The following is a 12615-nucleotide window of genomic DNA, read 5'->3' as shown; positions in this document are numbered from 1 at the left end:
CGCCCGCCGTCGCTCCGGCCCCCGGGGGTCCGCGTCAGGAAGGCGTCCCGGCGTCCGTTACGGTGCCGGGACTGCGCGGGGCGCCGTCCCCGTCGGCGTCCGTGCGGACGCATTCGATCAGGTAGTCGCCGGTCTCGGGGTCCACGCTCACCCCGTGGGCCTCGCTGTGGAAGCCGGGGAAGGCCCGGTCGAAGGCCTCCAGGGCGCGCAGGTAGCGCAGCAGGGGGCCGTCCGGGGCGCCGGTGGACTCTCCGGGCATCAGTACGGGGATCCCCGGCGGGGTCACGGTCACCATGGCCGCCGCCACCCGTCCGGCCGCCTCGGCCAGGCGGACGCGCTCGGTGCCGCCCCGGATCAGCGACTGGTAGCAGTGGCGGGGCGGCGAGACCGGCTCCGGGAGGTCCTGGAACGCCGCGTCGAGCGCGCTGATCAGCTCGGCGCGGGTCAGGTGCTCGTGCATCCGCCGGCACAGGGCGGCGAGGGTCGTGCGGCCGTAGCTGCGCGGGAAACGTTCGACCAGTTCCGGGAGGACCCGGTCCAGCGGGGCGTCCGCGTCGTGCAGTGCCTTGAAGTCCATGAGGGCGTCCATCAGGGTGCCCCACTTGCCCTTGGTGATGCCCATCGAGAAGAGGACCAGGGCGGTGTAGCCGTCGGTCTTCTCCACGACGATCCCGCGCGCCGCGAGGTAGGCGGTGAGGATCCGGGCCGGAACGCCCCAGTCGCCGGTCTCACCGGTGGCCGTCACCCCCGGGCAGGTCAGCGTGACCTTGACCGGGTCGAGCAGGCAGTAGCCCTCGCTCAGCCCGGTGAAGCCGTGCCAGTCGGCGTCCGGCTCCAGGTGCCAGCAGGACGGTTCGCCGGCGAGCAGCGAGGGCGGTGCGTCCGCGAAGGCGACGCGTTCGCCGGTCGCGGGATCCGTGACCGACTCCGGCTGCCAGACGCCGAAGAACCAGCCCGGCCGGTCCCCGGCGGCGGCGATGCGGCGCCCGGTGCGGACCACGGCCTGACGGAAGCGGATCGCCTCGGTCACGGCCTCGTCGATGAGCCACTGGCCCTGCGGACCGTCCATCATGGCCGTGGCCACGTCCAGGGAGGCGATCGCCGGATACAGCGGCGAGGTGGTGCCGTGCATCATGAACGCCTCGTTGAACCGCTCGTGTTCGACCGGGGCCCGCGGTGACGACCGGACGTGGACCATCGCGCACTGGGAGAGGGCGGCCAGCAGCTTGTGCGTCGACTGGGTCGCGAAGACCGTGGGCCGCCCCGGCTCCGCGCCGGCGTCCGGGAAGGTGTCCGGTCCGACGGCCATGCCGTAGCGCCCCGCGTACAGCGGGTGGAAGCGGGCGTACGCGAACCAGGCCTCGTCGAAGTGCAGCCGCGGAGTGCTCGGAGCGAAGGCCCGTGCGGCCGCGACGGTGTCGTAACACAGGCCGTCGTACGTGGAGTTGGTCAGCACCGCGTACTGGGCCGCGGGGGAGACCGCGCCGGCCGTGAGCGGGTTCGCGGCGATCCTCGCGGCCACCGCCGCCGGGTCGGTCACGGCGGGCGGCAGGGGCCCGGCCAGCCCGAAGCCGTTGCGGGTCGGAACCAGGTACACCGGACGGGCCCCGGAGATCACGAGCCCGTGCAGCACGGACTTGTGGCAGTTGCGGTCCACCAGCGCGATCTCGTCGGTCGTCACGCTGTAGTGGCCCACCATCCGGTCGGCGGTGGAGTCGCCGTGCAGGACGAAGTAGGTGCGGTCGGCGCCGAAGACCCGCGCGGCGTTTTGCTCGGCCTCGCCGATCGGACCGTTGTGCTCGAAGAGCGACCCGAGCTCCCCGACGGACACCGACAGGTCGGTGCGGAACAGCCGTTCCCCGTAGTAGTCGAAGAACGCCCGCCCCGCCGGGGACTTGAGGAACGCGACCCCGCCGGAGTGGGCGGGGGTGTGCCAGGAGTACTCGTGGGAGTCCTCGAAGCGGCGCAGCGCCTTGAAGAACGGTGGCAGCAGGTCCCGGTGGTAGCCGCGGGCCGCCGTCGCGACCCGGCCCGCGATGAAGGACGGGGTGTCCTCCAGCGGCCAGACGTAGCCGACCACGGTCTCCGAGACCCACAGCGGCAAGCGCTCCAGGTCCTGGTCCGCGTCGTCCGCCATCACCAGGAAGACGGGCAGGTCCTTGAAGCGGCGCCCGATGTGCCGCAGCACCTCCCCGCCACCGCCCTCCTCGACCGCGCCCTGCGCCGTGCGCGGCAGGTCCCAGGCGACCACGGCCGCCACGAGGCCCGCCTCGGCCTGCAGGGCGCCCCGCGCGTCACGCGCACTCGGCGCCCACCGCAGCTCCAGTCCCTGGTTCTCCAACTCCTTCCCGATCCGGCGCAGTTGCTCGACCCCGACGCCGCCGCCCATCGGGTTCTCCCGCAGTGCCAGCAGGACCGTACCGTTCGCCATGTCTTCCGCTCCCCGCGCCCAGGGGTACGGCCACCCGTACCGGGCCACAGTCTCGCGGCCCCGCGGGCAGCGCCGCCGATCTTCCGCGGGGCTTCACCCGCAGGTGGGCGTGGCGGCCCGGTCGTCATGCCCCGGGACCCGCGCGGGCCGGTGGGGGGCGGGGCGGGCTCGCCATGCGGTATGTCCGGTTCTCGCATAATTTGGCAAGCGTTGGACCGACCCACACGTCAAGGAGTTCGCATGGCTGACAAGGGCAAGATGGACCAGGCCAAGGGCAAGGCCAAGGAAGCGGCCGGGAAGATCACCGGCAACGAGCGGATGCAGGGCGAAGGCAAGATGGACCAGGCCAAGGGGAAGGCGAAGGAGGCCACCGCCGAAACGGCGGAGCGGGCCCGCGGCGCCGCCGACAGCCTCCGGGGCAAGAAGAGCCAGTAGGCCCCCCTCGTGACCCGACCGGGCCCGCCCCAGTACGCGGGGCCGGCCCGGTCGGTCCGCGTCCGGCCCGCCGTCCCGGCGCGCACGGGTACCCCGTCCCCTGCGCGTGCCGACCGTCCGCGGGCCATGACCACGGGGTGTCCCGGCGCACCCACCTGCGGTGACGGCGTACCGCAGGGCGGATCGCCGTCACGGAGTTAGGCTCGGATCATGCCGCGGAAGGGGATGGTGCGCATGTGCCGCTGGCTCGCCTACTCGGGTTCGCCCATGCTGCTCGATGCCGTGCTCTACCGTCCGGAGCACTCCCTGATCAACCAGAGCCTGTATGCCCGTATGGGCGCCGAAGCGACCAACGGGGACGGCTTCGGCATCGGCTGGTACAGCGCGGACCCGGCCGGAGACGGCACACCGGCCATCTTCCGGGACGTCGCGCCGGCCTGGAACAACCGCAACCTGCGCGAGCTGGCCGCCCACGTCCGATCGCCCCTGTTCTTCGCGCACGTACGCGCCTCCACGGGCTCGGCCGTTCAGCAGACCAACTGCCACCCGTTCCGGCACGGCCGCTGGCTGTGGATGCACAACGGGGCCATCGCGGACTTCCAGCGGCTGCAGCGGGACCTCTGCATGGCGGTCGACCCGGCGCTCTTCCCGTTCATCGAGGGGTCCACCGACTCCGAGGTGATGTTCTACCTGGCGGTCACCTTCGGCCTCGACCAGGACGTCCCGGGCGCGGTGGCCAGGATGGCCGGGCTCGTGGAACGGCTCGGCAAGGAGCACGGAGTGCCCGAACCGCTCCAGATGACGGTGGCGGTCAGCGACGGCGAGCGGGTCTGGGCCTTCCGGTACTCCAGCCAGGGCGCGTCCCGGACGCTCTTCTACAGCAGCCGCGCCGATACCGTCCGCGATCTCCACCCGGAGATCGACTACCTCCGCGAGATCTCGGACGCGACCCGCATCGTGGTGTCCGAGCCGCTGGGGGACCTGCACGGCGTGTGGAACGAGCTCCCCGAGGCCAGCTACGTGGTGGTCCCCTCCGGCCTGGAGACGGACTACCTCCCCTTCGTCCCCGAACTCCCCTGACGTCCCCCGGCGCGTGCCACCCCGTGCGCGGGAGGGCAGGAGCCCGGCACAGGGGCCGGTCCCAGCAGCGGGAGGTCCGATGACCCGTCGAGTGCACGAGGTGATGACCGGAAATCCGGTGACCGTGGACCGGCAGACGTCACTGGCGGAGGCCGCGAGGGTGATGCGGGACGCCTCCATCGGGGACGTGCTGGTCCTCGACGGGGGCCGGCTCTGCGGAATCGTCACGGACCGTGACATCGTCGTCCGGGCGCTCGCGGAGGTTCGGGACCCTGCCGTTACGACGGTCGGCGAGATCTGCAGCACCGAGCCGGTCACGATCGGGCCCGACGAGCACGTCGACCGGGCCGTCGAGGTCATGCGCCGGCACGCCCTGCGCCGGCTGCCGGTGGTGGGCGAGGACGGCGGCCTCGTCGGCATCGTCACCCTGGGTGACCTCGAAGTGGAGCGCGATCCGGGTTCGCCCCTCTCGTTCATCTCCGCGGCGGAACCCGAGGCCTGACCCCGGGCCCACCGGACGGACACCGGTCCGCACGCCCCGCAGCGCCGTCACCGGGACGTCGCGGTCCGCTCCAGCGCGGGGTAGTCGTTGTAGCCCTCGGCCCCGTGCACGTGCATCAGGAACTCGGGACGCAGTTCGTTGAGCGGGGCGCCCGTGCGCAGGCGCTCCGCGAAATCGGGGTTGGCGATGAAGCCCCGTCCCAGCGAGACCAGGTCGGCACCTACCGCGAGCAGGCGTTCGGCCCGCCGCAGGCCCCCGTCGGCCGCGACCTCCTCGCGCGTGAGAGCGGGGTTGGCGACCAGCGTGCCCGCCCAGGTCCGGCGGATCTCCGCGAAGACGGCCTCGTCCGGGTCGGCGTGGATCTGGTGCAGGTAGACGGGATCGAGGTCCGCCAGGGCCTTGAGCAGGGCGGGGTAGAGCTCCCGGGTGTCGCCCTCCTCCACACCGTTGACGGTCGCTCCGGGCGAGACGCGGACGCCGACCCGCTCCGGGCCGACGGCCTCGACGACGGCCCGCACCACCTCCACGGTGAACCGGATCCGCCGTTCGGCGGAGCCGCCCCATCCGTCGGTGCGGAGGTTGGTGTTCTGCGAGAGGAACTGGTGGAGGAGGTGGCCGTTGGCGGAGTGCACCTCCACCCCGGCGAAACCGGCCGCGACGGCGTTGCGGGCGGCCGTCGCGAAGTCCGCGATCGTGGACCTGATGTCCCGCGCCGTCATCGCGCGGGGTACGACGGCGTCCTGGAAGCCGCTCGGGGTGTGCAGGGGCTCGGGCAGCGGCACCGCGGACGGGGCGAGCGGGACGTGTCCGCTGGTGTCGGGATGGCCGACCCGGCCGCCGTGCTGGAGCTGGAGGAACAGGCGCCCGCCGGCCGCGTGCACGGCGTCGGTGACCCGCCGCCAGCCGGCGACCTGCGCCGGGGTGTGGATCCCGGGGATGTGCGGGTAGGACTGGCCCACCGCGTTCGGCGTCGTGGCCTCGGCGATGATCAGACCCGCCGAGGCGCGCTGCGCGTAGTGGGTGGCCATGAGTTCGCCCGGGACCCCGTCGGCCCCGGCGCGGCTGCGGGTGAGCGGCGCCATCACCAGTCGGCTGGGGAGCTCCAGGCCGCCGAGCCGGGCGGGGACGAAGAGCGGGGATGCGGAGGGGGTCTGCTGCGTCTGGTCCATGCGGGCACCGTAGAACCTCACATCGGTGTCAGGTTCAAGGCCCGGGGCCGGGCTCGGGCCCGCCGCGACCGTTCCCCGGCGGGTGCGTTCGGGCGCGCCTGGTGCCCGTTGCGGTGGTGGTGGCGCCAGGATGGAGGCCCCCCGCGCCGGGACCGCGCGCGGGGCCGCCGGTGGGAAGGGAAGGCCGCGGGTGAAGCCCTCGTTCATGACGGAGACCGAGTGTCGTGGCAGCACGTTGTTGATCACCGTGACCGGCGATCTCGACACGGCCGCCGCGCCGGCGCTGCGGGCCTGCCTGTGGGCCGTCGCCGAGGGCCACTCGGTGGTCATGATCGACCTGCACGGGGTGCCCTTCATGGACACCGCCGGCCTGCTGCTCCTCCTCGACGTCCACCGCAGGGCCGAATGCCTCGGCCTGCGGGTGCTGGTCGTCGGCTGGCAGCGCCAGCCGCAGGAGCTGATGGCCGAGGTGGCCCGGATCCCCGGGCCCGGCTCGGCCACCGGGGAGCGCTACGGTCTCGCGAGCTTCCGCCGTCTGGTCGAGCAGCGCGCCCGTGTCCGCAGGGGCGAAACCGTCGGGGTCCCTCCGCTGGGTTAGGACCGGTCCCGGCGCGGGGCGTCGGCGACGGGGCCGGGTGGAGCAGGCCCGGCTGCGTTCCGGCGGCCGGGCTGGTCGCATCGAGGCATGAAGGATCCTTTCGGCTGTGACGACCCGTCCCTCCTGGCCCCGGGCGGTGCCGGAGACGACCGCGCGGCCGCCCGCCGCACGGTCGCCGCCCACGCCACCGACCCCGCCGAACTCCTGCTGCTCCTGGACATGCTCGGCCTGCACCCCGACGACGACCCGCCCGGAGCCGCCCGATGACCACCTGACGAGGGCGCCGCCCCGCCCCCGCCCCCGTCCCTCACGTCACGGGCCCTCCTACGACGGTGCGGGCGGCCCGCCGGCGCGGTGGCAGGGTCCGGCAGCCTCGTGCCCGCGGGCGCGGACCCCACCCGGCCGGGCGGCAACGGTGCTGGTCCGGGGGGCGTCTGACGGTGTGCGATCCCGGTGTATTGTTGGCACTGTTCCTGCGGCCGAGATCCTCGGTCGTGAGTCCGGCGTTGGTGGTCCAAGGAAAGACACCCCACTTCCCGTGGGGGAATGCAGGTGCAAGGCCTGCCCAGCGCTCGATCGAAAGGCCCCGGCCTCCTCATGGAGACCGGGGCCTTTCGCTGTGGCACGATCACGCACCATCAGTGTCCGTGAGAGGGGTGCGGGGTGGACGAGAAGGCGACCGTGCGGATCGAGCGGGACGGGCCGGTGTTCACGGTGATCATCGGCAGGCCGGAGGCGCGCAACGCCGTCGACGGCCCGACGGCGGCCCGACTGGCCGATGCCTTCCGGGAGTTCGAGGCCGACGAGGACGCGGCCGTCGCCGTGCTGTGGGGCGAGGGCGGAACGTTCTGCGCGGGTGCCGACCTCAAGGCCGTCGGCACCGGGCGCGGCAACCGGGTCCTCCCGGACGGCGACGGCCCGATGGGCCCCACGCGGATGCGGCTGGGCAAGCCGGTCATCGCGGCCGTCGCGGGCCATGCGGTCGCCGGCGGCCTGGAGCTGGCCCTGTGGTGCGACCTCCGGGTCGTGGAGGAGGACGCGGTCTTCGGGGTGTTCTGCCGGCGCTGGGGCGTACCGCTCGTCGACGGCGGCACGGTGCGGCTGCCGAGGCTCATCGGGGAGAGCAGGGCGATGGACCTCATCCTCACCGGCCGGCCGGTCGGCGCCGCCGAGGCCCTCGACATGGGGCTGGCCAACCGGATCGTCCCCCCGGGCCGCTCCCGGCCGGAGGCGGAGGAACTGGCACGCCGGATCGCGGGCTTTCCCCAGCTGTGCCTGCGCCACGACCGCCTCTCGGTCCTCGATCAGCACGGTCTGGCGGAGGCGGACGCACTCGCCGCCGAGTACCGGCACGGGATCGTCCCGCTCGGGGCCGGCGAGACCCGGTCCGGCGCCGACCGGTTCGTGGCCGGCGCGGGGCGGCACGGCTCGTTCGAGGAGTGAGCGGAGGAGCCTGCCCCGGTTCCCCGCCCGGCAGCGGTCCGGCAGCGGTCCGGCCCCTTCGGCGCCCTGCCGGTCGGGCGCCGCGCCGCAGGGGGCGTGGTCCACGCGCGGCCGGCCCCCTGCCGACTCCTTCGCGGGGATGATCGCCGGACCTGTTCACGGCATGCGCAGTGCTCCGGCCCTTGAGGGGGGCGGCCCCACGTCAGCCGTTCTTCGCCCTCTCCGACGCGGCGGCCACTCTGCGGCACCACCGGATCACGAGCAGCAGCAGGCCGACCAGGGTGAGCACCCAGAGGGCGGAGAAGGCCCAGATCTGGGCCGGGGAGGAAGTGACCACGGCGCGCACGAAGAACACCGCGCAGACCAGGCCCAATGCGGCGGTGCACGCGCCGAGCCAGTGCCGCCGGGGCCAGTCCCTGGCCGAGGACCAGGGCCGCAGCCCGCGGTGCAGGGTGCGCAACCGGCGGTCCAGGAGCTGCTCGGTGCGCAGCTCCTGCTCGATGCCGTTGAGAATCTCCAGCTCCCGCCGGGAAAGCTCAGGGCCGTCCATGGCAACGCCCCCGTCCTCCAGATGTGTGCCCATTGTCCCTCGTGTGGCGATTCCGCGCGTCCCCGGCCGCGTCGGCGGTCGGTCGGGGGTGGTCAGGGCCGGCGGGCCGGTGTCCGGGGCGGCGTGATGCGTATGGGCTCCTCGGCCGGAGCGTTCTCGATGTCGTCGAGCTGCGCGATCACCGTGCGGCGCAGGTCCTCATAGTCCGCGAAGGAGTGGTCGTTGAAGAGGGTGTGGCCGGTCCACATCAGGTTGGCGCACACCCTGGCCGGGACCCGGCCGGTCCGGGCGCCCATGCCGACGAGGGCCACCGACCGGACGCTGCCTGGCGCCAGCTCGTTCTGCCGGTGGACCGCCTGGAACGCGGCCGCGCAGGCCAGGGCCACATTGAGGGTCTCGCTCACGTCCTGCGACGACGTCTCCATGGTCGGCGTCGAGATCAGGTACTTCGGATTGACCGCCCCGGAGGGCACGCACACCGCGCTGCCCACCGGCAGGCTGCCCCCGAACCCGTCACGGATGGCCCGCTGCACGCGCAACTGGATGCCCGCCCCCAGGTGCCGCTTCACGGCCGCGTCGACCCCGCCGTCCATCCGGCCCCGGGAATTGGTCGGACTGACCCACGCGTCGACCACCTCGTCGAGGATCGACCCCGAACGGATCTCCACCCCCGGTGTGCCGGCGAAGGCCGCGCGCCATGCCTCCACCACTTCGGCGTTGAGGTCGGTCAATACCACCCTGAGCGACGACTGCGCCAGGTCCACGGCCATGGTCCACTCCCATCGAGATACGGCTTCTCCACTGCTCACGACGTTAGCGCCCCCCACTGACAACGCCCGTTGAGGAAGCCTCCCGTGACGTACCGTCACGATGGCGGCCACTGTCAGGGGCCGCTGTTAGCCTGCCGCCAGATTCCAGCGGACCGGCCCCGGCGGCCGACGCCGGTACCGGCGCGGGTCCGCCGGCGGCGCGAGCCGGCCGGTCCGCGACCGCGCCGCCCCTCCCCAGCAGGCTTCTCTCATCCGGAGTGACTTCACCATGCGCGACGACAACGTCCCGGCCGAACCCGACACCAACGACCCACTGGCCCTCGCCGGCCTGTTCGAAGGCGGCGGCGAACCGTGGCTCCCGCTCCTGAAGCCGGTCATCGAGGCGCAGCCCGACGCGGCCGGGTTCATCGGACCGGGCCGTGACCCGCAGGTCGTTCCCGTCCGCGAACTCACCTTCCAGGCGCTCAAGCCCCAGCCGCCGCACAAGTGGAAGGTGGTGATCTTCGGACAGAACCCGTACCCGCGGCCGGAGAGCGCCACCGGCATAGCCATGTTCGACAACACCTTCCACGACTGGAAGGACAGCCAGTTCGGCCGGGTCGTCAGCATCCGCTGCATCATCAAGGCGGCGGCGATGTGGAAGTACGGCATCCAGAAGAAGACCCCCATCGCCGACGTCCGCGCACTGCTCCGGGAACGCGACACCGTCCAGCCCCCGGAGTGGTTCCAGGCCATGCTCACGCAGGGCGTGCTGCTCCTGAACGCCGCGCTCACCGCCAGCGCCGACGGGGCGACGGGCACCGACCGCCACACCGCCTTCTGGCGCCCGGTCGCCGAGCGGGTCGTCGAGGAGATCCTCCGGGCCAAACAGAACGCCGACGAGGAGGACCGCGGCGTCGTCTTCGCGTGGTGGGGAGCCCATGCCCGCAGCCTGAAGAAGGCCGTCCTGCGTCTCCAGGAGAAGTACCCGGAGGTCGAGGTCCGGCACATCGACCACCCCAACCCGGCGGCCCAGGGCGACATCTTCTGCGAAGGCGACCATTTCGCCATGGTGAACGAGGCACTCGCGTCGGTCGGCGCGGTCCCGGTCGACTGGCTGCCGAGCAAGGGGTGGAACGAGGCCGCGGCCGAGTCCGGCGGGACGGACGGCGACGGCGGCGTCGCCGCGCGCATGGGCGCCTTCATCGCGTCCACGATGGAGCTGCACCAGCTCTACCTGGACCGGCTCGCGGGGGTCAAGGACGAGGGACTCGTCCTCCCCGCCATCACCGGAGTCTTCGACACCCCGCTCATGGACTTCCAGCAGGCCGTCGCCCCGGTCGCCGGGCTGCTGTCCTCCCTCGACCGGCACGTCGGGCTGTCCCGCGAGTTCGGCAGGCGACGGGCGCGGACGTCGGCCGGCGGCCTGTCCGCCGACGCGATCGCCGCCCTCCACCTCTACACCTGCGAGTCGGCCTTCTACCGGGAGATCAACGCCGTCCTGCGCACGCCGGACCGGTCCAGGGTCGTCCCGTACCTCCCCTACCTGCGTCTGCTGTTCTCGGCGGTGTCGCAGCTTCCCGTCCGCACGGAACCGCTGTGGCGCGGGGTGTCGCTGGACCTCCGCACGCAGTACCCGCTCGGCCGCACCGTGACCTGGTGGGGCGTGTCCTCCTGCACGCCCGAGCTGGGTGTGGCCAAGGCCTTCCTCGGCAGCCGCGGCAAGCGGACGCTCTTCGAGGTGGTCCCCCTCCGGGCGGTGGGCATCAGCGAGTTCTCCGCGTTCACGGCCGAGGAGGAGTTCATCCTCTCGCCGGGTACGCAGCTCAAGGTGACGGACGTCAGGACCGAACGCGGCGGCCTGTGCACCGTACGGCTGACCGAGCTGGCCGAGCAGACCCTCGTGTCCTGAGCGGGCGGGGGCGGAGCGGGCGGGGGCGGCCGGCACCACCGTGAGTACCCGCGAGGTGGCCCTCAGCGACACGGCCGCGCGCATCATGGCACGGGCCGGAGCGGACCCGGAGGGGGAGCAGCCGGTACCGGCCATGTCCGCGGAACCGGTCCGGCCCGCCCGCGACGGGTCCGGCAGGCCCTCCGAGGCCCCGGGCCCGGAGCGGGGGGAGGCGTGCCCGCACGGGTGTCTGCGGGGCCCCGGCGGAATCCCCCGGCGGGTTCCCGCGGCGCGGCCGGGGGCTGTGGGTTGGCTGTGAAGCGACGTCGTTGATGGACATGGGTGCGGCAGCTGTGCCGACAAGTTCTATATTCGTACGAACCATCCATGCGCGGCCCTGCTGCGGTGATCAGGGGGGATACGACAGCGATGGCCGAGACCGACCTCGCTCCGCACTCCGGCGCGGAGCCCCGCAATGCCCGTAGGGAACGCAAGGAACGCCGCAAGGCCCAGAACCGCAAGCGCCTGGGGATCGGCGCCGCCGTGGTCGCCCTGGGCGGCGGCGCGGCCGCGTACGCCTTCACCCTGGGCGGCTCGGCGGGCTCCACCGGTCGCGACGCGAACTTCGCGGCCCCGGCCCCCTCGAACGGGGCGAAGGGGCCGGAGGGGCCCTGGGACGGCAAGGTGAAGGTGCTGGGGGACGGCTCCACCTCCAACACCGGGCCCCAGCCGGGACAGCTCAAGCCCGAGAAGCTGAAGCCGGGCGAGAAGCCGCCGCAGTTCGTGGTGTTCTCCTGGGACGGAGCGCTGGAGGGCGACGACCACCTCTTCTCGCACTTCCGTCAGGTGGCCAAGGACAGCAACGCCCACATGACCTTCTTCCTCACGGGCATCTACCTGCTGCCGGACGCCAAGAAGATGCTCTACAAGCCGCCGCAGCACGCCCAGGGCGCCTCCGCGATCTCGTACCCGACCGTCCCGCACGTGAAGACCACGCTGGAGCAGCTGCGCGGTGCCTGGGCCGACGGAGACGAGATCGGCTCGCACTTCAACGGGCACTTCTGCGGTCCCAAGGGCGGCGGGGACTGGAGCGTCGACGAGTGGAAGAGCGAGATCGACCAGCAGTACTCCTTCATGAAGACCTGGAAGACCAACACCGGGTTCGCCAAGGAGGCGCCCCTGCCCTTCGACCCGGACCGGGAGATGGTCGGCGGCCGGGCACCCTGCCTGGAGGGCCAGAAGAACCTGCTGACCGCGATCAAGCCGTACGGCTGGCGCTACGACGCGAGCTCGTCCGGGGACTTCCAGATGTGGCCGTCCAAGCAGCAGGACATATGGAACTTTCCGCTCCAGCTCGTCCCCTTGCAGGGCAAGGAGGCGCAGGTCCTCTCCATGGACTTCAACTTCCTCTACAACCAGTCCGGTGACAGCACCCAGGGGGACCCGACGAAGTTCACGGCCTGGCAGACGCAGACCCGGATGTCGTACCTCAACGGCTTCAACCGGGTCTACAACGGCAGCCGGGCGCCCATGTTCATCGGCAACCACTTCGAGGACTGGAACGGTGGCATCTACATGAAGGCCATCGAGGACGTCATGAGGGACGTCTGCCCGCGCAAGGAGGTCCGCTGCGTGTCCTTCCGTGAACTGGCGGACTGGCTCGACGTCCAGGACCCGAAGGTCCTGGCCCAGCTGCGGATGCTCGACCCGGCGCAGGCGCCGGACTGGAAGAAGCTGATCAAGTAGCGGGGCGGGTCACGGGCGGGC

General features: G+C 72.5%; 12 protein-coding genes. 8 read left to right on the top strand and 4 right to left on the bottom strand.

Annotated features, from left to right (window positions below; all coding sequences use genetic code 11):
* Positions 1-34 precede the first annotated feature (34 nt).
* Positions 35-2431, bottom strand: a complete 2397-nt coding sequence (locus ACZ5D2_RS11165; RefSeq protein WP_371680407.1) for an Orn/Lys/Arg family decarboxylase — start codon at positions 2429-2431, stop codon at positions 35-37.
* Between the two features lie 240 nt (positions 2432-2671).
* Between ACZ5D2_RS11165 and ACZ5D2_RS11160 the strand changes: the two genes are divergently transcribed.
* From ACZ5D2_RS11160 to ACZ5D2_RS11150, 3 genes are all read left to right on the top strand, one after another.
* Positions 2672-2866 carry a CsbD family protein gene (locus ACZ5D2_RS11160; protein WP_371680408.1) on the top strand — a complete coding sequence of 65 codons (195 nt, stop codon included), beginning with the start codon at positions 2672-2674 and terminating at the stop codon, positions 2864-2866.
* Between the two features lie 234 nt (positions 2867-3100).
* On the top strand, positions 3101-3946 hold the full coding sequence (locus ACZ5D2_RS11155) for a class II glutamine amidotransferase (protein WP_371681382.1): 846 nt from the start codon (positions 3101-3103) through the stop codon (positions 3944-3946).
* A 79-nt stretch (positions 3947-4025) separates the two neighbouring features.
* Positions 4026-4448 (top strand): CBS domain-containing protein, encoded by a 423-nt coding sequence (locus tag ACZ5D2_RS11150; RefSeq protein ID WP_371680409.1) that lies wholly within the window; start codon positions 4026-4028, stop codon positions 4446-4448.
* Between the two features lie 47 nt (positions 4449-4495).
* Here ACZ5D2_RS11150 and ACZ5D2_RS11145 read toward each other — a convergent pair whose 3' ends face one another.
* The gene (locus ACZ5D2_RS11145; RefSeq protein WP_468928722.1) at positions 4496-5617 is read right to left on the bottom strand and encodes an alkene reductase; all 1122 of its coding nucleotides are present in this window, start codon (positions 5615-5617) and stop codon (positions 4496-4498) included.
* Between the two features lie 205 nt (positions 5618-5822).
* Between ACZ5D2_RS11145 and ACZ5D2_RS11140 the strand changes: the two genes are divergently transcribed.
* From ACZ5D2_RS11140 to ACZ5D2_RS11130, 3 genes are all read left to right on the top strand, one after another.
* On the top strand, positions 5823-6215 hold the full coding sequence (locus ACZ5D2_RS11140) for an STAS domain-containing protein (RefSeq protein WP_371680411.1): 393 nt from the start codon (positions 5823-5825) through the stop codon (positions 6213-6215).
* 87 nt (positions 6216-6302) lie between these two features.
* Positions 6303-6482 carry a hypothetical protein gene (locus ACZ5D2_RS11135; RefSeq protein ID WP_266845971.1) on the top strand — a complete coding sequence of 60 codons (180 nt, stop codon included), beginning with the start codon at positions 6303-6305 and terminating at the stop codon, positions 6480-6482.
* A gap of 396 nt (positions 6483-6878) precedes the next feature.
* On the top strand, positions 6879-7658 hold the full coding sequence (locus ACZ5D2_RS11130) for a crotonase/enoyl-CoA hydratase family protein (protein WP_468928719.1): 780 nt from the start codon (positions 6879-6881) through the stop codon (positions 7656-7658).
* A gap of 202 nt (positions 7659-7860) precedes the next feature.
* Here ACZ5D2_RS11130 and ACZ5D2_RS11125 read toward each other — a convergent pair whose 3' ends face one another.
* Positions 7861-8208, bottom strand: coding sequence for a hypothetical protein (locus ACZ5D2_RS11125; RefSeq protein ID WP_371680413.1), 348 nt, complete (start codon positions 8206-8208; stop codon positions 7861-7863).
* Positions 8209-8300: 92 nt separating this feature from the next.
* Positions 8301-8978, bottom strand: a complete 678-nt coding sequence (locus ACZ5D2_RS11120) for a macro domain-containing protein (protein ID WP_371680414.1) — start codon at positions 8976-8978, stop codon at positions 8301-8303.
* 268 nt (positions 8979-9246) lie between these two features.
* On the opposite strand from ACZ5D2_RS11120, the gene ACZ5D2_RS11115 reads away from it, so the two are divergent.
* Together ACZ5D2_RS11115 and ACZ5D2_RS11110 are read left to right on the top strand one after the other, a co-directional pair.
* Complete coding sequence (locus ACZ5D2_RS11115) at positions 9247-10869, top strand: ADP-ribosyltransferase domain-containing protein (RefSeq protein WP_371680415.1); 1623 nt, start codon at positions 9247-9249, stop codon at positions 10867-10869.
* A gap of 408 nt (positions 10870-11277) precedes the next feature.
* The gene (locus ACZ5D2_RS11110; RefSeq protein WP_468928716.1) at positions 11278-12594 is read left to right on the top strand and encodes a polysaccharide deacetylase family protein; all 1317 of its coding nucleotides are present in this window, start codon (positions 11278-11280) and stop codon (positions 12592-12594) included.
* Positions 12595-12615 lie beyond the last annotated feature (21 nt).

The organism is Streptomyces sp. NPDC031479 (assembly GCF_055581065.1).
Note: the sequence above shows the minus strand (reverse complement) of the source record. Positions and strands in the feature narration are given on the sequence as shown.

What these genes read in the sequence shown, in the direction of transcription:
- ACZ5D2_RS11125 (WP_371680413.1), bottom strand. Translation starts at nt 8,208, where the DNA reads ATGGACGGCCCTGAGCTTTCCCGGCGGGAGCTGGAGATTCTCAACGGC.
- ACZ5D2_RS11110 (WP_468928716.1), top strand. Translation starts at nt 11,278, where the DNA reads ATGGCCGAGACCGACCTCGCTCCGCACTCCGGCGCGGAGCCCCGCAAT.
- ACZ5D2_RS11160 (WP_371680408.1), top strand. Translation starts at nt 2,672, where the DNA reads ATGGCTGACAAGGGCAAGATGGACCAGGCCAAGGGCAAGGCCAAGGAA.
- ACZ5D2_RS11155 (WP_371681382.1), top strand. Translation starts at nt 3,101, where the DNA reads ATGTGCCGCTGGCTCGCCTACTCGGGTTCGCCCATGCTGCTCGATGCC.
- ACZ5D2_RS11140 (WP_371680411.1), top strand. Translation starts at nt 5,823, where the DNA reads ATGACGGAGACCGAGTGTCGTGGCAGCACGTTGTTGATCACCGTGACC.
- ACZ5D2_RS11145 (WP_468928722.1), bottom strand. Translation starts at nt 5,617, where the DNA reads ATGGACCAGACGCAGCAGACCCCCTCCGCATCCCCGCTCTTCGTCCCC.
- ACZ5D2_RS11115 (WP_371680415.1), top strand. Translation starts at nt 9,247, where the DNA reads ATGCGCGACGACAACGTCCCGGCCGAACCCGACACCAACGACCCACTG.
- ACZ5D2_RS11135 (WP_266845971.1), top strand. Translation starts at nt 6,303, where the DNA reads ATGAAGGATCCTTTCGGCTGTGACGACCCGTCCCTCCTGGCCCCGGGC.
- ACZ5D2_RS11150 (WP_371680409.1), top strand. Translation starts at nt 4,026, where the DNA reads ATGACCCGTCGAGTGCACGAGGTGATGACCGGAAATCCGGTGACCGTG.
- ACZ5D2_RS11165 (WP_371680407.1), bottom strand. Translation starts at nt 2,431, where the DNA reads ATGGCGAACGGTACGGTCCTGCTGGCACTGCGGGAGAACCCGATGGGC.
- ACZ5D2_RS11120 (WP_371680414.1), bottom strand. Translation starts at nt 8,978, where the DNA reads ATGGCCGTGGACCTGGCGCAGTCGTCGCTCAGGGTGGTATTGACCGAC.